Source organism: Plantactinospora sp. BC1 (assembly GCF_003030345.1).
Lineage (GTDB): Bacteria > Actinomycetota > Actinomycetes > Mycobacteriales > Micromonosporaceae > Plantactinospora.
In genome coordinates, this window is the sequence record NZ_CP028158.1 from 4,355,611 (window position 1) to 4,375,706 (window position 20,096).

The 20,096-nt window shown below is 73.1% G+C and carries 16 protein-coding genes and 1 pseudogene; 9 read left to right on the top strand and 8 right to left on the bottom strand.

The window, feature by feature from the left end:
- Positions 1-94: 94 nt before the first annotated feature.
- A complete protein-coding gene (locus C6361_RS18985) occupies positions 95-685 on the top strand; it encodes a DoxX family membrane protein (RefSeq protein WP_107262185.1) in 591 nt (196 codons plus the stop codon).
- Between the two features lie 97 nt (positions 686-782).
- Here C6361_RS18985 and C6361_RS18990 read toward each other — a convergent pair whose 3' ends face one another.
- Positions 783-2,393 carry an ABC-F family ATP-binding cassette domain-containing protein gene (locus C6361_RS18990; RefSeq protein ID WP_107268530.1) on the bottom strand — a complete coding sequence of 537 codons (1,611 nt, stop codon included), beginning with the start codon at positions 2,391-2,393 and terminating at the stop codon, positions 783-785.
- An 87-nt stretch (positions 2,394-2,480) separates the two neighbouring features.
- Here C6361_RS18990 and C6361_RS18995 point away from each other — a divergent pair.
- Positions 2,481-3,122, top strand: a pseudogene (locus C6361_RS18995) (TetR/AcrR family transcriptional regulator); the annotation flags it as partial.
- 180 nt (positions 3,123-3,302) lie between these two features.
- Here the strand turns inward: C6361_RS18995 and C6361_RS19000 are convergent.
- Positions 3,303-4,901 carry a glycosyltransferase gene (locus C6361_RS19000; RefSeq protein WP_107268531.1) on the bottom strand — a complete coding sequence of 533 codons (1,599 nt, stop codon included), beginning with the start codon at positions 4,899-4,901 and terminating at the stop codon, positions 3,303-3,305.
- 316 nt (positions 4,902-5,217) lie between these two features.
- Here C6361_RS19000 and C6361_RS19005 point away from each other — a divergent pair, with 316 nt between their 5' ends.
- A complete protein-coding gene (locus C6361_RS19005; protein ID WP_107268532.1) occupies positions 5,218-6,273 on the top strand; it encodes a glycosyltransferase family 2 protein in 1,056 nt (351 codons plus the stop codon).
- Positions 6,270-7,454: a glycosyltransferase gene (locus tag C6361_RS19010; protein ID WP_234358888.1), complete on the top strand. Its 1,185-nt coding sequence runs from the start codon at positions 6,270-6,272 to the stop codon at positions 7,452-7,454. Before C6361_RS19005 ends, C6361_RS19010 begins: the two co-directional genes overlap by 4 nt.
- Positions 7,455-7,479: 25 nt before the next feature.
- On the opposite strand, the gene rarD is transcribed toward C6361_RS19010, so the two are convergent.
- The 3 genes from rarD to eccE form a co-directional block, all read right to left on the bottom strand.
- Positions 7,480-8,412, bottom strand: coding sequence for an EamA family transporter RarD (rarD, locus tag C6361_RS19015; protein WP_107262195.1), 933 nt, complete (start codon positions 8,410-8,412; stop codon positions 7,480-7,482).
- A gap of 248 nt (positions 8,413-8,660) precedes the next feature.
- Positions 8,661-9,047 (bottom strand): phage holin family protein, encoded by a 387-nt coding sequence (locus tag C6361_RS19020; protein WP_107262197.1) that lies wholly within the window; start codon positions 9,045-9,047, stop codon positions 8,661-8,663.
- Positions 9,048-9,129: 82 nt separating this feature from the next.
- Entirely contained in the window at positions 9,130-11,004 is a 1,875-nt protein-coding gene (gene eccE / locus C6361_RS19025; RefSeq protein ID WP_234358889.1) for a type VII secretion protein EccE, read from the bottom strand.
- 101 nt (positions 11,005-11,105) lie between these two features.
- Between eccE and eccB the strand changes: the two genes are divergently transcribed.
- From eccB to C6361_RS19040, 3 genes are all read left to right on the top strand, one after another.
- A complete protein-coding gene (gene eccB, locus C6361_RS19030; protein ID WP_107268533.1) occupies positions 11,106-12,512 on the top strand; it encodes a type VII secretion protein EccB in 1,407 nt (468 codons plus the stop codon).
- 256 nt (positions 12,513-12,768) lie between these two features.
- Positions 12,769-13,089, top strand: coding sequence for a WXG100 family type VII secretion target (locus tag C6361_RS19035; protein WP_107262201.1), 321 nt, complete (start codon positions 12,769-12,771; stop codon positions 13,087-13,089).
- 23 nt (positions 13,090-13,112) lie between these two features.
- The gene (locus tag C6361_RS19040) at positions 13,113-13,406 is read left to right on the top strand and encodes a WXG100 family type VII secretion target (RefSeq protein ID WP_107268534.1); all 294 of its coding nucleotides are present in this window, start codon (positions 13,113-13,115) and stop codon (positions 13,404-13,406) included.
- A gap of 175 nt (positions 13,407-13,581) precedes the next feature.
- Here C6361_RS19040 and mycP read toward each other — a convergent pair whose 3' ends face one another.
- The gene (gene mycP, locus C6361_RS19045; protein ID WP_107268535.1) at positions 13,582-14,841 is read right to left on the bottom strand and encodes a type VII secretion-associated serine protease mycosin; all 1,260 of its coding nucleotides are present in this window, start codon (positions 14,839-14,841) and stop codon (positions 13,582-13,584) included.
- A 184-nt stretch (positions 14,842-15,025) separates the two neighbouring features.
- Here mycP and C6361_RS39260 point away from each other — a divergent pair, with 184 nt between their 5' ends.
- Positions 15,026-18,496 (top strand): SseB family protein, encoded by a 3,471-nt coding sequence (locus C6361_RS39260; protein WP_369930086.1) that lies wholly within the window; start codon positions 15,026-15,028, stop codon positions 18,494-18,496.
- Complete coding sequence (locus C6361_RS19060; RefSeq protein WP_107262207.1) at positions 18,493-18,858, top strand: hypothetical protein; 366 nt, start codon at positions 18,493-18,495, stop codon at positions 18,856-18,858. The genes C6361_RS39260 and C6361_RS19060 overlap by 4 nt, the downstream gene beginning before the upstream one ends.
- A 45-nt stretch (positions 18,859-18,903) precedes the next feature.
- On the opposite strand, the gene C6361_RS19065 is transcribed toward C6361_RS19060, so the two are convergent.
- Both C6361_RS19065 and C6361_RS37075 read right to left on the bottom strand, forming a co-directional pair.
- Positions 18,904-19,845, bottom strand: coding sequence for an alpha/beta fold hydrolase (locus C6361_RS19065; RefSeq protein WP_107262209.1), 942 nt, complete (start codon positions 19,843-19,845; stop codon positions 18,904-18,906).
- Positions 19,842-19,982: a hypothetical protein gene (locus C6361_RS37075; RefSeq protein ID WP_159079383.1), complete on the bottom strand. Its 141-nt coding sequence runs from the start codon at positions 19,980-19,982 to the stop codon at positions 19,842-19,844. Before C6361_RS37075 ends, C6361_RS19065 begins: the two co-directional genes overlap by 4 nt.
- Positions 19,983-20,096 lie beyond the last annotated feature (114 nt).

Genomic DNA, 20,096 nt, shown 5'->3' on the forward strand with positions numbered 1-20,096 from the left:
GTCCCGGCCATTGGGGCGCTCGGGCCCGGGTGCTGCGGCGCCGCACCGAGCAGAGTGATGGGTGTCAGGACAAGGGTCGACCTCGGAGGTCACGATGACCACCCGCCACTCCATCCGCCCGATCACCACGCCGCTGGAGCGGGCCGACTCGCCCGGCGCGATGTTGACGAAAACCGGTGCCAAGGCGCTCGCCGTGCTGCGCGTCTCGACCGGCTTCGTCTTCCTCTGGGCCTTCCTGGACAAGACCTTCGGCCTCGGCTACTCGACGCCCGGCGAGCGGGCCTGGATCAACGGCGGCTCGCCGACCGAGGGCTTCCTCTCGCACGTCTCGGTCGGGCCGTTCGAGTCGGTCGCGCACAGCATCGCCGGCGCCTGGTGGGCGAACTGGCTCTTCATGCTCGGCATGCTCGCCGTCGGCGTCGCGCTGATCGCCGGCATCGGGCTGCGGGTCGCCGCCGCCTCGGGCGCACTCATCATGGTGCTGATGTGGTTCGCGGAGTTCCCCCTCGCCCAGCACAACAGCGCCGGTGAGCCGACCGGTTCCACCAACCCGTTCATGGACTACCACCTGGTCTACGCCGTCGTGCTGGTCGTGCTGGCCGCGACGTACGCCGGGCACACCTGGGGGCTCGGCCGGATGTGGGCGCGACTCCCCTTCGTACAGCGGCACCGCTGGATGATCTGACCCCCACCCGGGCCGCCCCCGGGTGACCGCAAGATTCTTGTTGAGCTGTGGTTGGCAGCAGACCACAGCCCAACAAGAATCTTGGTCGTTCCTCCCCTCAGCGGGGGCGGTCGACCCGGCCCTCGGTCCAGACCGGCTCGTCGGTTTCCACCACTCGGCCGTCCGAGCCGAAGAGCAGACAGCGGTCGGTGTGCGCGGCGAACCAGCGGTCGTGGGTGACGGTGAGGACCGTACCGGCGAAGCCCTCCAGGCCGCGTTGCAGCGCGTCGGCGCTGGCCAGGTCGAGGTTGTCGGTCGGCTCGTCGAGGAGCAGCAGGGTCGCCCCGGCCAGTTCGAGCAGCAGGATCTGCAACCGGGCCTGCTCGCCGCCGGAGAGGCTCTGGAACGGCTGGTCCCAGGCGGGCGCGATCTCGTAGCGGGCCAGGGCCGCCATCGCGTCGTTGCGGAGCAGGGCGTGCCCGGTCATCAGGATCTCGGCGGGGGTGCGGTCGTAGAGGTCGGGGCGGGCGTGGGTCTGGGCGAAGAGCCCGGGTACGACCCGGGCACCGAGCCGGACGGTACCCCGGTGCGGCACCTGATCGGCCCCGGCCAGCAGCCGAAGGAACTGGGACTTGCCGGAGCCGTTGGAGCCGAGTACGGCGACGCGTTCGCCGTACCAGATCTCCAGGTCGAAGGGGCGCATCAGGCCGGTCAGTTCGAGTTGCTGGCAGACGAGGGCCTGTTTGCCGGTACGTCCGCCGCGCAGCCGGATCCGCACGTTCTGCTCCTTCGGCGGCCGGGTCGGCGGACCGGCGGACTCGAACCGGGCCAGTCGACTCCGTGCGGCCCGGTACGCCGAGGCGAGCGCGTCGTTGCGGGCCGCGCCCTGCCGGGCGAGGTGCACCAGGTGCCGGAGCCGGGCGTGCTCGGACTCCCAGTGTCGGCGACGCTCGTCGAGTCGGTCGATCCGGTCCCGCCGAGCCGTCGGATAGCTGGCGAAACCCCCGCCGTGCACCCAGACCTGCCGGTCCTCGACGGTGACGATCCGGTCGGCCGCCTCGACCAGCAGTTGCCGGTCGTGCGAGACCAGCAGCACGGTCTTGGTGCTGGCCCGGAGTTGCCGCTCCAGCCACTGCTTGCCGGGTACGTCGAGGTAGTTGTCGGGCTCGTCGAGCAGCAGCAGCCGGTCGGGGCCGCGCAGCAGGGCCTCCAGGACGAGTCGTTTCTGTTCACCGCCGGAGAGGGTGTTCACGTCCCGCCCGGCGGCCCGCTCGTACGGCAGCCCGAGCGCCTCCGTCGTCACCGCCTCCCAGACGACTTCGAGGTCGTAGCCGCCGGCCTCGACGTACTCGGTGACGGCGTGCGCGTAGCGGAGCTGGGCCGGCTCGTCGTCGCGTTCCCGCAGCGTGCGCTCGGCCCCGGTGAGCGCGGCGGCGGCCCGCCGGACCCGCTCGGGTGCCACCGACAGCAGTAGGTCGGCGACGCTGCGGTGGTCGCGGATGATGCCGATGAACTGGCGCATCACGCCGAGCCCGCCGGAGGTGACGATCTCGCCGCCGGTCGGGGTCAGGTCGCCGGCGACCAGTCGGAGCAGGGTGGTCTTGCCGGCGCCGTTCGGCCCGACGAGGGCGGCGGTGACCCCGTCGGCGACCCGGAACGACACGTCGTCGAGGAGCGGGCGCCCGTCCGGCAGCCGGTAACTCAGGTGTCGGATCTCGACATGTGCCACGGGAACCTCCCGGCCGGGCCTCTAGACCAACGTTCTAGAGTCTAGAACAATGTTCTAGAGCCGGAACGCCGGACTAGACTCCGTCGCATGACGGGTGTGTGGTTGCGACCTCCGCGTTCCCCGGGCCGCAGCGGGCCGCCGCTGCACCGGGACCGGATCGTCGGCGCGGCGATCGAACTGCTCGACCGGGAGGGCGTCGGCGGGCTCACCATGCGCCGGCTGGCCGAGCGGTTGGGCGCCGGCTCGACCACGCTCTACTGGCACGTCACCAACAAGGACGACGTACTCGACCTGGCCCTGGACCAGATCTTCGGCGAGGTCACCCTCCCCGAACCGTCGCCGACCGACGACTGGCGGGCCGACGTCGAGACGCTGCTGCTCGGCTGGCGGGCGGCGATGCTCCGGCACCCCTGGTCGGCGGCGCTGGTCGGCCGGCCGCTGCTCGGGCCGAACGTCCTGACCCGGACGGAGTTCCTCCAGTCCGCGCTGCGCCGGGCCGGGCTGGTGGAGCCGGACCTGAGCGCCGGCACGCACGCGCTGGCCAACTACGTCATCGGGGCCGCCGTCACGCTCTCCTCGTGGCAGCGTCTCGACGACCCGGAGTCGCGGCAGGCCGCCCGGGCGCACCTAGCCGCCCAGCGGGAGCACTATCCCACCCTGGTCGAGACCGGGCACCTGGACGACCGGGACGAGGACGACACCTTCCGGCGCGGCCTGGGATACCTGCTCGACGGCCTCCCCGCCTCCGACGGCGACCTCCCCGCCTCCGACGGCGACGACCTCCCCGCCTCCGACGGCGACGGCCTCCCGCCTCCGACGGCGACGACCTCCCCGCCTCCGACGGCGGCGGCCTTCCTGCCTCCGACGGCGGTCGCCGGTGGGCGGCGGGTGGACGCCGGCCCGGGACGGTCAGCGGCGGCGGAGCTTCTGGCGCAACCGGGCGGTGACCCGGCCGGGCGTGACCGGCACGACCGAGATCATCAGGCGGCCGGACTCGTCCCGGACCGGGGTGAGCAGGCAGAGCCCGGCACCGCGGCGGCGTACCAGCGGCACCGCCCGGTCCAGCCTCGGCGCCCGCAACGCCGCCGCGCCACCCGCACCCGCCGCGTTGTTCGCGCCCGGCGCGCGGCCGGGGTCGAAGCGGCCGACCTGGGCCGAGACGATCCGGCGCCGGCCGGTCGCACCGGTGCCGGCGAGCAGGTCGGCGGCGCGGAACCTGATCCGTACCGTGCTGCCCGCCGCGCCGCTGGCGAGCAGCACGGTCTCGGCCGGGACCTCGTCGGCGCTCACCGACAGGGGGTCGGCACCGTGCGCCGCCAGGTCCGGCAGCGGCGAGTATGCCGTGATCGTCAACACCCGCTCGCCCCGCTCGTCGTGCTCCCAGCCGAAACCGGTGACGTCGAGCTTCGCCGGCCACTCCGGCACCGCCGTCACGTCGAAACAGGAGTCCGGCAGGCCGCGCGCCGGATCCCGGAACCCGGGGTACGCCGCGTAGCGCCGGGCGCCCTCGACCACCGTCGCCGGCACCCCGACCTCGGCGTCCTGCCGGATCACCGCGAGCAGGTCGTCGAGGCTGCCGTCCCGGGTCAGCGCCAACCGGATCCGGGTCTCCGCCCCCAACCGGTCGGCGATCTCCCCGGTCAGGTGCTCCGCCACCAGCCGCCCGACGCCGTCGTGCACCGCCTGCTGGCTGGCCCGGTCGAGTCGGAGCAGATCGTCCTCGACCAGCTTGGCGACCTCGTGGTCGAACCGGTGCACCATGACCGCGTCCCGCCGCCTGCCCGGCTCGATCAGGTCGGCCACGAACGCCAGGTTCGCCTCGACGGTACGCAGCCGCTCCAGGTGCCGGCTCAGATAGGTGATGTTGGTGGCGCTGAACCGGCGTACGGCGTAGTAGAACTCGTAGTCGGCCAGCACCGAGATGCGCCGGGCCCGATAGCACGCCTCCAGGGTGAACGGCAGGTCGCTGGCGATCCGCAACTCCTCGCGGTAGCGGATGCCGTGCCGGTCGAGCAGCTCCCTGCGGAACAGCTTGGTGTTGGCCAGCGAGCGCGGCAGCGGCGAGTCGAAGAGGTCCACGTCGACCGCGTTGCGGGCGAAGATGTCCTGGTAGATGTGCCGGCTGTTGACCCCGACCACCTTGCCGAGCAGCACGTCCGACTCCCACGCGTCGGCGGCGGTGACCAGCCGCTCCAGCGCCTCGGGCCCGAGGTGGTCGTCGGCGCCGACGAAGAAGACGTACCGGCCGGTGGCGGCGTCCAGACCCCGGTTGCACGGGCCGGCCGGGCCGCCCGAGTTCGGCTGGTGGATCACGGTGAAGGTGCCGGGATAGCGCGCGGCGTACCGGTCCAGCTCGGCGCCGCTGCGGTCGGTCGAGCCGTCGTCGACCGCGACGACCTGCATCCGGGACAGCCCGATGGTCTGCCGGACCAGTGAGTCCAGGCACCGGGTCAGATAGGGCATGGTGTTGTAGACCGGCACCACCACGCTGACGTCCGGCGCGCTCATCGGGCGTTGCCCTCCATTTTCCGCGGGTTCACCTGTCCGATTCCCCGAATTCACCAATTCGATTTCCCGGGCCTCGACAGAATTGCCGGCGAGTGTACGTCACCGCCCCACCCCGGCACTCCACCGCCGTTGTTCATCCGGCGTTCACCCAATTCGCCAAAGCCCTGCCTGGCGGCCCGACACCGTTCGGTCGGGTACCGCCCGACCAATGTACGCGCATTCTCCGCCTTGAATTAACCCGCGCACCGGGTACGGCCAATAACGTTCACGTCCGGTATTGCCCGACAGAGATCCCCCGACGAGTTAGCGGGTCTTCATGTCCTCCACACCTGACGTCAGCGTCGTGATCCCCACCCGAGGCCGGCCGGACCTGGTGACCCGCGCGGTCCGCAGCGTACTGGCGCAGACCGTGACCGATCTCGAGGTCGTCGTCGTGGTCGACGGCCCGGACGAGGAGACCCGGCGGGCCCTGGCGGCATTCGGCGACGACCGGCTCCGGGTGCTGGCACTGCCGTCCCCGGGTGGGGCGCCGAACGCCCGCAACGTCGGCGTCGGCGCGGCGCGGGCCCGCTGGACGGCGCTGCTCGACGACGACGACGAGTGGCTGCCGAGCAAGCTCGCCGTGCAGTTGGACCTGGCCGAGAGCGCCCGGGTGGCGATGCCGATCGTCGCCTGCCGGCTGCGCAACCGGACGCCCCGGGCCGAGTTCGTGATGCCGCGCCGGCTGCCGGCGATCGGCGAGCCGCTGACCGAGTACCTCACCGTCCGGCGCGGGCTGTTCCACGGCGACGGCTTCATCCAGACCTCGACCATCCTGGCCCCGACCGAGCTGCTGCGCCGGGTGCCGTTCACCGTCGGGCTGCGCCGCCTCCAGGAACTCGACTGGACGTTCCGGGCGTTGAGCCACGCCGACGTCGACCTCGTCTACGCCGCCGAACCGCTGGTGATCTGGCACCAGGACGAGGACCGGCCCCGGATCACCTTCGACACCGACTGGGCGGAGCAGTTCGAGTGGCTCCAGCGGATCCGGCCGCTGCTCACCCGCCGGGCGTACGCTGCGCTGACGATGAGCGTGATCAGCTCGATGGCGGCACCGACCCGGAGCGCGACGGCGTTCCGTACCCTGCTGGCCGAGGCACGCCGGCACGGGCAGCCGGGGGTCTACGACTACCTGGCGTTCGGGCAGATCTGGCTGATCCCGCCGCAACTTCGGCGTACCCTCCGGGACCGGATCCTGCGCAGGCCCCGCACCGGCCGCACGGCCGCCGCGACCCGACCCGCTCCGGCCGCCAGCCCGGACGCCCGGCGGCCGGTCGGCCCGGTCCGGCGGGTCTCCGGCGACTCCGGCCGGCCCAGCGAGATCGGCGCGTGAGCACCCCGTTTCCGCCCGCCACGACCGGCGGGGCGCCCACCGTGGTGATCTGGCGCAGTGGGCTGCTCGCCGGCTCCGAGACGTTCATCCGCAACCAGGGCCTCGCGCTGCCCCGCTGGCAGCCGAGGTTCCTCGGCGCCACCCGGGTCGGCTCGCCGCTGGCCGCCGAGACCGACGTGATCGCCTATCCCGGCGGCGGACGGGACCGGCGGGCCTTCCTCCGGCTCCGGCTGACCGGCGAGTCGCCACGGCTGCGGCGGCTCCTGGCCGAGCTGCGTCCGGCGCTGGTGCACGCGCACTTCGGCAACGACGGTTGGCTGATCAGCCGGACGGCCGGGCAGCTCGGGGTACCGCTGGTGGTGACCGTGCACGGCTACGACGTGACGCGGCAGCCGCACGCGCCCGGCCTGCGCGGCATCCGGTACCGGCGCAACCTGCGCCAGGCGTTCGACCGGGCCGCGCTGATCCTGGCCGTCAGCGGGTTCATCCGGGAGAGGGCGATCGCGGCCGGCGCGGACCCGGCGAAGGTCCGGGTGCACCACACCGGGGTACCGATCCCGGCCGAGGTGCCGGACGTGCCGAAGCGCTGGGACGTGGTCTTCGTCGGCCGGTTCGTCGAGAAGAAGGGCGTCGACGACCTCGTCGAGGCGCTCGGCACCCTGGCTGACCGGCGGCCCCGGGTGCTGCTGATCGGCTCCGGGCCGCTGGAGTGGCCGGTCCGGGAGCGGGCCGCCGCCCTCGGCCTGGACGCGACGTTCCTGGGCGCGCAGGAGCCGGCCGCGGTCGCCCGTCACCTGGCGGAGTCGAAGGTCTTCGTCTCGCCGTCCCGGACCGCCCCCGACGGGGACGCCGAGGGGCTGCCGACGACGATCCTGGAGGCGGCGAGCCTGGGGCTGCCCACGGTCTCGACCTACCACAGCGGGATCCCGGAGGCGGTGCTGCCCGGCGAGACGGGTCTGCTCGGCCCGGAGGGGGACCGGGCGGCCCTGGCCGGCAACATCCGGCAGCTCCTCGCCGACGACGACCTGCGGACCCGACTCGGCGCGCGGGCCCGGCAGCACGTGACCGAGCACTTCGACCTGCACCGGCAGACCCGGCTGCTCGAGGAGCTGTACGAGTCGGTGGCGGCGGGTCGGCCCGCCGAACCGGCCACGGCGGCGTCCCGCGACCCGGCGGCCTGACGGGCGGCCGGGTCGCGCGACGCGGTCAGCGGGCCGCGGTCGCCGCCGCCGGCTCCGGGGTGGCGGCGAGCAGCGCGGTACGGGACCGCCGGACGTTCCGGATCGCGTCCGCCGTGAAGACCACCAGGGCCAGCCAGACCAGCGCGAAGCCGGCCAGCCGGGCCGGTGGCATCGGCTCGTGGAAGACGAGTACGCCGAAGCCGAGCTGGAGGATCGGCGCCAGGTACTGCAACATGCCGAGCGCGGTCAGCGAGAGCCGGTTCGCCGCACCCGCGAACATCAGCAGCGGGATGGCGGTGGCCGCACCGGCCAGCATCAGCAGGGCGGTGTGCCCGGCGGAGACCTGGCCGAAGCTGGACTCGGAGTGCCAGGTGAGCCAGCCCAGATAGCCGAGCGCCGGCAGGGTGAGCGCCGCCGACTCGATGAACATCCCCTCGGCGGCGGGGAGCCCGAGCCGCTTCTTCACCAGGCTGTAGCTGCCGAAGCTCGCCGCCAGGGTGAGCGCCAGGTAGGGCAGCCGGCCGTAGTCGACGGTCAGTACCGCCACCGCGAGGCCGCCGATGCCGAGCGCCACCCACTGGGCGACCCGCAGCCGCTCGCGCAGCACGGCGACGCCGAGCAGGACGACGACCAGCGGGTTGATGAAGTACCCGAGGGCGGTCTCGACGACCCGTTCCGAGTTGACGCCGTAGATGTAGGCGCCCCAGTTGACCGCGATCAGCGCGGCGGCGAGCCCGATCCCGGCGAGCTTGCCGGGGCGGTGCCGCAGATCGCGCAGGAAGCCCCAGTTGCGGGCCACCGCGAGCAGCAGTGCGACGAAGACCACCGACCAGACCACCCGGTGGGCCAGGATCTCGACCGGCCCGGCCGGCTCCAGCAGCCGGATGTAGAGCGGGAAGAAACCCCACATGGTGTAGGCGCCGAGCCCGTAGAGGTATCCACGCCGTACCTGGTTCATCGCTCCACCGTAAGGGGCGAAGTCGGAGAAGAGTCCTTTCCAGTGAGCGGTTTCACCGGATCCGGTACCGTCCCGTGGCCCGCCGCGGCCCCGGTCTCGGCGCAGAACTCGTACCCGTCGTCGTCTCCTGTCGCGGTCAGCACCCTGCGACGCTATCCCCGCCCGGCCCGGTCGCCCCGAACCAATTCCCGATCAGTGGTCGGCGCCGGCCCGGGCGGTGTCGGTCCGGGCGGGGCGGGGCGGACGGTTCAGTCGCGGTCCATCAGCAGGCCGAGCAGCCAGGTGACCACGCTCACGAAGAGCGCGCCGAGCACCGCCGCCGGCCAGAAGCCGTCGACCTCGAACGGCAGGCCGAGCGCACCGGCGATGGCGCTGGTGAGCATGAAGAGCAGCGCGTTCACCACCAGCGCGATGAGGCCGAGGGTGAGCAGGTAGAGCCCGCAGCCGAGCGTCTTGATGATCGGCTGGAGAACACCGTTGACCACACCGAAGATGATCGCGACCAGGACCAGCGTGCTCACCGCCTCGCCGACCGAGTCGGTGTCCAGGGTGATCCCCGGAATGATCAGCGTGGCGAGCCAGAAGGCCAGGGCGGTGCCGGCGAGCCGGACGAGAAGCCCTTTCAGGAAACCCATGCCCGCAGATGGTGCCACGTGATCCCGAATCCGCCCAGGTCCGGCCCGGCCGCCGCCCGGCTACCGGGCCGGCGGTGCCCGGCTACCGGGCCGGCGGGCCGATCAGTTGCGCCTCGATCGGGGTCGCCGAGAGCAGCGCCCAGCGCAGTACCCGACGGTTGATCACCCCGACCATGTCGGCCCGGATCCGGGTCAGCCAGTCCGCCGAGTCGCCCAGCCCGAGCGCCAGACCGGCCAACTGCGCCTCGTGTGGACGCAGCGGCTGCAACACCACCAGGTCGGCGCGGGAGACGGCGTCGACGTCGACCGGGGCGAGTTCGTCGCGTACGACCAGGCTGGTCTGCCAGCCCGGCCCCGGCTGCGAGTCGGCGGCCACCGGGCCGACGTCGACGACCACCAGCAGCGGGTGCAGTTGGGTGCCGGGCGGGCCACCCACCGGCCGCCCCGGCGGGATCATCGCGATCGGCGAGCCGGGCCCACTGGCCCCCCGGACGAACGGCTCCCAGGCGCGCGGCCGGGCCGTCTGCACCACGATCCGGGCGCCGAGCGCCATCGCCCGCAGCGCGATGAGCTGCGCGGCGCGTACGCCACCGATCAGCACCACCCGGGTGGTCTCGGCCCGGAACAGCCGGGCGACCACCGCCGCGCCGTGCCGGTTCGCGCCGAGCATCAACCCGGCCAGGCCGATCGGCAGGTCGAGCGAGTCCACAGAGGAGGACGGCAGGGTGGTGGCCGGCGCCGGGGCGGTCGGGCCGGCGCCGAGCACCCCCAGCGGCAGGGTGGCGGCGACGCCGTCGAGCTGCTCGCCGTCCAGCCGCCGGGCCACCGCGTGCTCGGCGGAGAGCAGCCGGCGCAGCGCCTGGACGGCGGTACCGAGCGTCTGGGCGCTGTCGGCGGCCAGCCGTACCGTGACGTCCACCCGGATGTTGTCGGTGCCGCCGCCCGCCCACGGCCCGGCGCTCACCGAGACCGTGGTCGCGGTCGCCGGCAGCGCCAGCAGCCGGGGCACGAAGCGGCGGCCCGCCTCGGTCCGCAGGTCCGGCCAGCGGCGCAGCCGGAAGGTCGTCTGCACCAGGCCGCCGAGGCTGACGCCCTGCCAGTTCTCCCGGGCCGGTTGCGCGCCGTCGTGGTGCACCGTCTCCGCGAGTACGCCGAGCGCGGCGCGTTCGCCGAGCACCCGGGTCGGCACCGGGGCGAGCCGGCGGCGCACCTTGCGTACGGCGCTGGAGAGCGCTCGGCGCAGGTCCTCGTCGGACCAGCCGTCGGCGCGCAGCACCCGGACGGCGAGCAGCGCCCGCTCGTGCCCGAGCAGCCGCCCCTCGGTGAGCTGCCGGTACGACGTCGCCGGGGTGCCGCTGCCGGCGCTCAGCGTCGGCGCCGGAGCACCGGTGAGCACCAGTTGCACCCGCATCGGCGGAGTCTCCGCGCTGGCCGCCGGCAGCAGGCCGGCCGGGGAGAGCAGCGACTGCGGGCTGTCGGCGAGCATGCCGACCTGGTCACCGAGTTCGAGGACGGCGGTGAGGCCGTAGGCGTCGCTGACCATGCAGGCGGCGTCACCGGCGAGGTCGACCGGCAGCACCACCGCGCCGGGGTTGACCAGGTCCAGCAGGGCCTCCGGCGGCGCGGCCTGCGGCAGCGTCCGCTGCCGGGAGGAGTAGCGCAGCCCGATCGCGATCCACTCGAACAGCCAGCGCCGGCGCAGCCGGAGCCAGGTCAGCAGCACCAGGGCGACGGCGAGCAGCGCGGCACCGGCGAGCAGCAGTGGGCCCTGGCTGGCGGCGGCCAGCACGAGGGCCAGCGCCACCTGGAGGGCCACGATCTGCCCGGCCCGTACGCCGAACAGGCCGGACCGGGACGGAGTGGACGATGCCGGCAGTGGCGCCGGTGGCGACCGGTCGATCCGGCTGCCCGGGGTGCCGGTGGGCCGGGTCCGGTTGTCTGCCGCAGTTAGCGTCACCGCGATAGCCTCCCCTGGATGGGCGTCGGCCGTGGGCCCGCCCCCCGCAATTCGCTCAGGGGCCTATCGTATGGGCCGGACCAACCGGAGAGGGGGCCCGCATGCCGTCGCGGCAGGACCAGTTGCATTCCTACCAGTTCATGGTTCAGCGAGTGGTGGGCGCGCTGGTGATGCGGGAGACCGATCCCGCGCAGTCGCCGTTCCGGCGGGCGGCCGGTGCCACCCTGGCCAGCGTGCTGATCGCACTGATCGGGATCGGCGGCTCGGTGGTCTATGGCGTCTTCGTCGGCGGTGGCGCGACGAAGTGGAAGGACTCGGCGGTGGTGATCGTCGAGAAGGAGTCCGGCGCGCAGTACGTCTACATCAGTGACACCCAGACCCTGCACCCGGTGCTCAACTACGCCTCGGCGCTGCTCATCGTCGGCCAGCCCGCCCCGAAGACGGTGTCGGTGTCGCGCAAGTCGCTGGAGGGGCAGCCGCGCGGCGTGACGTTGGGCATCCGGGACCTGCCGGAGTCGCTGCCGCCGAGCAACCGGCTGCTCTCCGGCGGCTGGACGGTCTGCTCCGAGCCGCGTACCGGTGGCGGCGGCGGGCAGCCACAGTCGACACTGCTGATCGGCAAGGCGGCGCCCGGCGGTCGGGAGCTGGGCGACGAGGGCCTGCTGGCGGAGCACCCCAACGGCCAGCTCTTCCTGATCTGGCACAACCGCCGGCACCTGATCCAGAATCCTGACCTGATCATCAGCGCGTTGACCTGGGGCAGCCAGCGGCGGGTACCGGTGGCGCCGGCCCTGCTCAACGCGCTGCCCGCCGGGGCGGACCTGGACGAGATCCGGATTCCCGACGCGGGCGAGCCGTCCGAGGCGGTGCAGGGCGCGAAAATCGGCGAGGTCTTCCTCGTCGAGCGGCAGGGCGGCGGCGGCCAGTACGCGGTGGCCAAGCGCGACGGCCTCTACAACATCACCGAGGTGCAGGCCAACATCCTGCTGACCAGGGACGTCGTGAAGCAGGGCGAGGAGACCAAGCTCTCCCAGGGCGAGTACGGCGCGATGCCGAAGAAGGGCGACCTGGTGCCCGGGAACGACGCGGCGGCACCGGCGACCACGCCGAAGATCGCGCCGGCGGAGGGGGGTGTGATCTGCGGCGACGTCCCCGACGACCGTGGGGTGCAGGGCATCCGGGTCGGCGCGGACATGTCCGCGATCCCCGATCCGCCCGCCACCTCGGCGCAGTCGGCACGCGGCGGTGCGCTCGCCGACCAGGTGGTGCTGGAGCCGGGCCGCGGGGTGGTGGTCGAGGCGACCGCTTCGCCGGGTGCCACCGGCGGGGCGATATCCGTCGTCACCGACCAGGGTCGGCGGCATCCGGTGACCAGTGGCGAGGTGCTGGGCAACCTCGGCTACGGCGCCGCCAAGCGGGCACGGATGCCGAGCACCCTGGTCACGCTCATTCCGGACGGGCCGGCGCTGGATCCGGCGAAGGCCCGCGACCGGGCCGGCGCGCAATAGGGCGAGCGGAGAAGTGCGCTGGTGGGAGAGAATATAGGTGACCGTCGGTAGCCGTCGGTCCGGTTCATTGCGGTACGGGTTTGTCCACAGGGTGCCCAGAAGGGGTATCCAAGCCTTGCCCCGGCCCGCTACCGTCGGCTACGGAAGTAATTGCCAAGTTGTGCCGTGACCCGCAGGGGTGGCGGACACGAGCCCGGGAGTCCACAGTGGGCGTCCCGGGTTGACGACGAGTTAAGGGAGCGGGGTGACTTCGGGGGTGTCCCAGACGCAGGCAGAAGCCGCGGTGATGGAACAGACCGCCACGAAGTTCGAGTCGGTCGACCAGTCGCTGCAGAGCATGCTCAGCAGCCTGATGGGCGAGCTCGAGGTGTTGCAGAGCGCGTGGCGTGGTGCTGGTGGCCGCTCGTTCGAGCAGGTCAAGCAGCAGTGGTCGCAGAACCAGGAGCAGATCCACCGCGCGCTGCGCGAGACCGCGACTGCGATCCGTACCTCCGGCCAGCAGTACGACGCGTCCGACACCGAGGCGTCGAGCCGGATGAACGCCACCAACGCCGGCGGCATGACGCTGCCGCTCTGATTTGACCGGGGAGGGAAGATCCGATGAGTGACGGCCTTCTTGTCGTCAATTTTGCCGCGTTGCAGCAGGCCAGCGCGGACATCCAGAAGGCGCTGAACACGCTCGACTCGCAGCTGGACCAGCTCGAGTCGGACGCCGCGCCGCTGGTCAACACCTGGGAGGGCGAGGCGCAGCAGGCGTACTTCCAGCGCCAGACCAAGTGGCGTCAGGGTGCGCAGGAGATGTCCAACATGCTGCGCGACATCAAGATGGCGCTGGACGAGTCCGCTGCGGACTACCTCAGCACCGAGAAGAAGAACACCGGCCTGTTCCAGTAGGCCTTCCGTACCACCCAGACTGCCCCGGGCTGCCGCGATCCGCGCCGCACCCGGGGCATCTGCTTGCCCGCCGTACCGCCGCCGGGCTGCCTGCGGGTAGCGACTTCGGGTGCGGCGGCATGCTGCCGGCGCCGGCCACCGCGACGGCGGCCCGTCCTGCCGGCGGCGGCGAGGGTCAGGGCGCGGGCCGGGAGGGCTGCTGGGACGACGCGGCGGCGGGACGCCAGCGGCGACGCGCTCCCCGGGGCAGCACGACGGCGAGCAGCAGCGCCACCAGCGCGACGGTGCCGGCGAGGCCGGCGACCCAGAGCGCCCGCTCCTGGCTCTCCGAGCGCCGTTCCGCCCGGGCCACCTCCACCGGGTCGATCCGGTGCGGTGGCAACCCACCGGCCTCCTGACGCCGGGCCGGTGCCGCCGTGTCGGTGACCGCCCGGTACGGGTTGAGCAGCCCGGCCCCGTAGGCGTCCCGGTCGGAGCCCGGCACCGGATCGGTGGCGGCGAGCAGCCGCTGCGTCACCTGCCGCGCGTTCAGTTCGGGCCAGTACTGCCGGATCAGCGCCACGGTGGCGGTCACGAACGGGGTGGCGAAACTGGTGCCGTTGTCGAGCAGGTGCCCACGCTCCGGTGCCGCGATCACCACGTTGCCGCCGGGGGCGACCAGGTCGACGTAGTCGCCGCGCTGCGAGAACGGGGAGACCACCCCGTCCTCGCCGACCGAGCCGACCCCGATCACCCCGTCGTACGACGTCGGGTACGGCCTCGGGTTCTTGTCGGTGTACAGGTTGCCGGCGGCGGCGACGAGTACGACGTCCTTCTCCAGGGCGTACTCCACCGCCCGCTTGAGGACTGGGTTGTCCTGGTAGTAGACGATCGAGAGGTTGATCACCCTCGCCCCGTTGTCGACCGCCCAGCGGATCGACTCGGCGAATTTCTCGACGGTGACGCTTTCGCCCGATTCCTTACCCTCGATGACCTTCTTCTCGGAGACCCGTACCGGAAGGATCTTGGCCTGTGGCGCCAGGCCCCGGAACGGGACTCCCTCCCGAGGAGTGGCGGCGATGATGCTGGCCGCGCCGGTGCCGTGCCGGACGCAGTCCCGCGTCCCGTCCAGGCCGGGGTCGAGGTAGTCCCGCCCGGGCAGCACCCGTCCCTTCATCTGCGGATGCGTCTTGTCGACGCCGGAGTCGATCACGGCGACCGTCACGCCGGCTCCGGTGGCCAGCGGTGCGAGCCGCTCGGGGGCGTACCGCTGTTGCGCCCACGGCATGGTGGTGATGGGCTGGGCGGGTGGGTTGTTGTTGTCACAGCCGGGCAGGACCCGCTGGGCGACCGGCGGGGCGAGCGGCGCCGCCGTGACCGGACCGGCCGCGATCGGCGGCACCGCCAGCGCGGTGACGGCACCGATCAGCGTGAGTCGTATTGTCCGGCCAGGCATCGGTCGCCTCCGAAATTGGTTCGGTCCGCCATCGGGCCGGATCGGCAACGCTCGACCCGCCCACCGGATGCTAGCGGGGGATCGTCGGCGACGGCATCCACCGCCAGCCAAGCATTGTGATCCGGTCCCCACCTTGTAGGTTGTACGCGATGCTTGTGGCCTGTTCGGCGAGAGGGAGGTGGCCGTGACCGAATGGGAGCCGGCCACCGAGACCGAGGCCGCGATGCGGGACGCACTGCGCGCGGGCGACCAGGAACTCTATTTCCGCATTCTCGCCCGTACCGATCTGCTGCTGCCGGTCTCCGCCGAGGCGCTCGCCGGTCGTGCGCCGATGGGCTGGGGCACCTGGACCACCGGCGGCCGGACACACGTACTCGCATTCACCTCCACCGCCGCCCTGCGCGCGTGTCTTGCCGAGAACGCCGGATCGACCCGGCGGGCAGCCTATCCGGAGCTGGCTGCCGGATGGCCCAACCCGGAGTGGTGGCTCGCGGTCAATCCGGGCCTGCCGATCGAGGGTTACCTGCCCGCCTGGTTCGTCTCCCAGCTGTCCCGGGGCGACGTGCGACTCCCCGGCCGCAGCATGGGCGCCCGGGCCCGGCTGGAGCAGGTCGAGCGGGCCGCCCGGGCCCGGGCCACGGCGGCCGTGCCGCGTCGCCCGCCGGAGGGGCCGCCCTACAGGGCCGAGCCCGAGCCCGAGTCGTCCCGGCCGATCGAGCCGGACGGGTTGCCGTTCCGACCGGCTGAGTCCGATGGTTTGCCGCGGCGTTCGCCCGGCGCGCCTCGGGAGCCGGCCGAGTTCTTCCGGCCGATGGACGCGGACTCGCCGGGGCTGCCGTCCCGGTCACCCGGGGCGTTCCGCGAGCAGGCCGGGGCGTTTCCCGAACCGGTCGAGTCGTTCCGCGAGCCGGCGGAGCCGTTCCGCGAGCCGGCCGAGTCGTTCCGTGAGCCCGTGGAGTCGTCGTTCCCTGCGCCGGCGGAGTCGTTCCGTGAGCCGGCGGAGACGGGGTCCTCGGGGCATCCGTTCCGGCCGGCCGAGCCGGTGCGGGAGCCGGCCGAGTCGTCGCAGGAACCGACCGAGCGGTTCCATGAGCCGGCCGAGTCGTTCCGTGAGTCGATCGATACGTTCCGTGAGCCGGCCGAGACGTCCGGACCAGTGGAGTCGTCCTGGCCGGTGGAGCCGGTGCGGGAGCCGATCGAGCAGTCCCGGCCCGGCGAGACGGCGGGTGCAGCCGCCCCGATGATGCCGCCGACCGGGGAACCGGCCACGACGCCCCCGTCGTCGGGTGAGCCGACGGCGTTTCCGTCGTCTCCGGCGCCGGCACCGGTCCCGCCGAGCGGCACCCCGGCCACGGTGCCGGTGATCGCCCCGACGCCGGCCCGTAGCGGGCTGGGTGGAGAGTTCGGCAGCCAGATCTCCGAGGACACCTCGGCGGGCTGGATGACACCGGCGGGACCGGCCCGACCCACCTCGTCGAACGCGGCGACGTCGAACACGGCGAACGGAAGTTCCGGCCCGGAAACACCGGCTGCTCCGTCGTCGTCGGTCTCCGCGCCGCCGTCGTCGGTCTCCGCGCCGCCGTCGAGCGGTGCGCCGGCTGCTCCGCCGCCGGCCTGGCACGGGCCCGGCGGCCAGCAGTTCGACCGGCCCGACGAACCGGTCGAGACCCCGCAGGAGCGGCCCGGCGTGCCGGTTGCCCAGCGGACACCGCCGTCGGAGACACCGGCGCCGGAGCCCTGGACGCCGCCACCACCCGGCCGCGCCGAGCCGTCGCTCTTCACCCCGGTATCTAGGCGCCCGGCCGGCGAGTCACCCTCCGAGGCCGCCGAGCCGTGGTCCGGTACGACGGCTGACGGCTCGACGGTGACCCACGAGGCGGCGGCCACGTTCCGGCCCGCCGCCGATCCGGTTTCCGCTGGCTGGTCCGGCGCCGATCCGGAACCCATCGGCGCCGAAAGCGCCGAAAGCGTCGAAGCCGGTCCGACCGAGCCGATCCGGACCGGCACCGGCACCGGCACCGGCCTCAGCCAGTCGTTCGACGGCCGCTCGTTCACGACCGACTCGCTGACGATGGGCTCGCTGCCCACCGAGAACTTCACCGCCGCCCCGACGGCCAGCGAACAGTTCGGCACCGGCCCGTCCGGCGCCGGAGAGGCCACCGCCGGCCGATCGGCGCGCGAGCAGTTCGCCGCCGGTCCCGGGGTCCGTGAACGCCTCGGTACCGGTTCGTCGGTGACCGAACAGTTCTCCGCCGGGCGGGTCACCGAACAGTTCTCGGCCGGCCGGGTCGCCGAGCAGTTCTCCGCCGGCCGGTCGGCCCGCGCGCAATACGCGGCCGGCACCTCGGTCAACGAGCAGTACGCCGCCGGTTCCCAGGTCACCGAGCGGTTCCCCGTCGGTCCGCAGGTCACCGAGCGGTTCGGCGGCGGCCCGCCGGTCACCGAGCAGTTCGACTCCGGAACGGCCCCGACCGCACCGATTCCGGCCGCAGCGGCGTCGACCCAACCGATTCCGGCCGGAGCGGCGCCGACCCAACCGATTCCGGGCGGAACGGCGTCGACCGTACCGATTCCGGCCGGGGCGGCCGGCGGCCAGCAGTCGGACGCCGGCCCGGGTACGACCGACCCCGTCGCCGCCGGGCCACCGGCCGGTGCCGATCCGGCCCCCGCCCGCCGGCTCCCGTCGGATTTCACCCCGGCCAACGAGGTCGAGCGGAGCCTGCTCGACGCGGCCGGTGACGGCAGTACCGACACCTTCCTCTCCACCCTGCTGCTCGCCAGGGTGCTGTTGCCGGTGGCGTTCAACTCGGCCCCGGGCAGCCGACCCGGTGACGACGGTTTCGAGTGGCGTACGGAGCTGCTGGACGGGGAGCGCTACATCGTGGTGTTCACCTCGCCGGAGCGGCTCGGTGACCACCTGCCGGAGACCATCGACACGGTCGAGGTCAAGTTCGCCCAGTTGATCCGGCGGTGGCCGGACGACAACTACTCGTTCGCGGTCAACCCGGGCACCCCGGTCGGGGCGAAGCTGCCGGGTGGGCAGATCGTCGCGCTGGCGAACTGGGCCGCCGAGGTGGGGCTCGGCGACGACACCGGCGAGCCGGCCCCGCAGGCTCCGGCCGAGGAGGAGGCGCCCCGGTCGACGTACGCGCCGGCTCCGGAGGACCCGGGTCGGCCGACGATGATGCAGAAGACCATCGCCCCCAGCCAGCTTTCCTACTATCTCGACCGGGGCTACGACCGGGTGTCGGGCTTCGTGCACCGGGCGTCCGAGGTCGCCCATCTGCGTACCCCGGCGAAGCTCTACGCCGCGCTCGGCCTCAACCACCCGGGGTCGCCCTTCGACCGGGACGCCGAGGAGATCTACGTACTCCGCTGGCCGGCGTACCGGCCCAGCCTCTACCGGATCCCGTACGGCGGGCAGAACGAGGCCGCCATGCGGGCGATGGAGGGCTGGGTGATCGAGCGGCCGCCGTTCCGGGGCAACGGGTTCGCCCCGGGCGAGAGCAGTGACGTGGTGGCCGAGTTCAAGGTGGACAGCGTACGGCTGCCGCACGGCGCGCAGTTGCACCGGATCGCTCTGGACGGCACGGAGCGGCTGGTGGCGACGCTGGACTGCGACGTACCCGTCTGGCGCCGGGCCGAGGAGGACTGATGCGCGACGGTTACGTTGCCCAGTGGCGCGGCCGGGAGTACGAAGCGAGCCCGGCCGGCGACGACGTACGCCTCTACCAGGCGGAACCGGGCGACGGCTTCGAGGAGGTCCGTCCCGGGAGGTACGTCCGGGTGGTGGCCGCGGCCGAGGTCGGCGAGCTGGTCTACGTCCGGACCAGGTGCTCGTGGCAGGGCCAGCCGTTCATCGTGCTCGCCCAGCACGACAACTGGCTGCGGGTGGAATACACCGGTGGCCGCTGGCCGGTCGCCGAGGCGATGGGGCTGGAGGCGTTCGACTTCGGCGTCTACCAGGGCTGGGCACCGGCGGCCGAGGTCACCGACCTGCGCGAGAACCGCGCCTGACCCGCTCGCGCCAGCCGGCCGCTGCCCGGGGCGGCGGGACGGCGGTCACGACTTCGCCCAGCGCAGCACCTCGCCGAGCACCAGGTCGGTCGCCTCGACGTGCGGGAAGTGGCCGACGTCGTCGAGCAGCCGCCACTCGTACGGGGCGACGACGTAGCGGCTGGAGCCCTGGGCGGTACGCGGCAGCGACGCCTGGTCCAGCGCGCCGTGCAGTTGCAGGGTCGGGGTGACCAGCGGCTTCTGCATCAGCTTGACGAACCGGTAGCCGTGCAGCCGGAGTACCGACCGGAACGCCCACCGGTAGCCCTCCATCGCGCAGAACGCCGCCTGCGGGATCCGCATCGCCTGCCGGCAGCGCTCCGCGTAGTCGGCGAAGCCGGGGCTCTCGACCCAGCGCGGCCCGCCCCAGCGTTGCAGGAAATAGCCGACCAGCGCCGCGTCGTCGCGGGTCAGCACGTGCTCGTAGCGGGGGATCTGGAACTTCAGCGCCGGGGTGGCCGCCGCGAACTGGCCGCGCGGGTCGGCGAAGATGCCGGCGCGCAGCCGCAGCGGGTGCGGTGCGGCGAGCACCACCAGCCGGCGGACCAGGCTGGGATGGAAGGAGGCGGCGGTCCAGGCGATCATGCCGCCGGCGCCGGCACCGACGAGTACCGCCGAGCGTTCGCCGAGGGCCCGGATCAGGCCGGCCACGTCGGCGGCGAGGGTGTAGCCGTCGTACCCCCGGGGCGGCTTGTCGCTGGCGCCGTAGCCGCGCAGGTCGACCGCGACGGCCCGGTAGCCGGCGTCGGCGACCGCCGGCAGCATCTCGTGCCAGGCCCACCAGAACTCGGGGAAGCCGTGCAGGAAGAGCACCAGCGGCCCGCTGCCGGCCTCGACGACGTGGAACCGGCTGCCGTTGGCCCCGACGAAGCGGTGCGTCCACGGCCCCTCCACCAGTACGCAGGACTCGTCGACGACGGACCTGCGGCCGGCGCCGCGCTCGCTCATCCGGCCCTCCCCGGTGTGCCGGCGGGCCGGGCCGCCGCTGCCGATCGACTCCGCCGGTCGGCGTACCGGGCGTCGGGACGCAGCCGGCCGCCTCCGCCGTGCCGCTCCTCGCTGACCTGGCCGGTTCGCTCCCTCATGCCGACAGCCTAGGGCCATCGTGGCGGGACGGATCCGCCGCAACCTCCGGATCAGGGGATCGTCCGGGAATTTCCCGGGCCGGCCGCGCCGGGGCCGGGGGCTCCTGACTACGG

What these genes read in the sequence shown, in the direction of transcription:
- C6361_RS19065 (WP_107262209.1), bottom strand. Translation starts at nt 19,845, where the DNA reads ATGAGCGAGCGCGGCGCCGGCCGCAGGTCCGTCGTCGACGAGTCCTGC.
- mycP (WP_107268535.1), bottom strand. Translation starts at nt 14,841, where the DNA reads ATGCCTGGCCGGACAATACGACTCACGCTGATCGGTGCCGTCACCGCG.
- C6361_RS18985 (WP_107262185.1), top strand. Translation starts at nt 95, where the DNA reads ATGACCACCCGCCACTCCATCCGCCCGATCACCACGCCGCTGGAGCGG.
- eccB (WP_107268533.1), top strand. Translation starts at nt 11,106, where the DNA reads ATGCCGTCGCGGCAGGACCAGTTGCATTCCTACCAGTTCATGGTTCAG.
- C6361_RS19005 (WP_107268532.1), top strand. Translation starts at nt 5,218, where the DNA reads ATGTCCTCCACACCTGACGTCAGCGTCGTGATCCCCACCCGAGGCCGG.
- C6361_RS19020 (WP_107262197.1), bottom strand. Translation starts at nt 9,047, where the DNA reads ATGGGTTTCCTGAAAGGGCTTCTCGTCCGGCTCGCCGGCACCGCCCTG.
- C6361_RS19000 (WP_107268531.1), bottom strand. Translation starts at nt 4,901, where the DNA reads ATGAGCGCGCCGGACGTCAGCGTGGTGGTGCCGGTCTACAACACCATG.
- rarD (WP_107262195.1), bottom strand. Translation starts at nt 8,412, where the DNA reads ATGAACCAGGTACGGCGTGGATACCTCTACGGGCTCGGCGCCTACACC.
- C6361_RS37075 (WP_159079383.1), bottom strand. Translation starts at nt 19,982, where the DNA reads ATGAGGGAGCGAACCGGCCAGGTCAGCGAGGAGCGGCACGGCGGAGGC.
- C6361_RS19040 (WP_107268534.1), top strand. Translation starts at nt 13,113, where the DNA reads ATGAGTGACGGCCTTCTTGTCGTCAATTTTGCCGCGTTGCAGCAGGCC.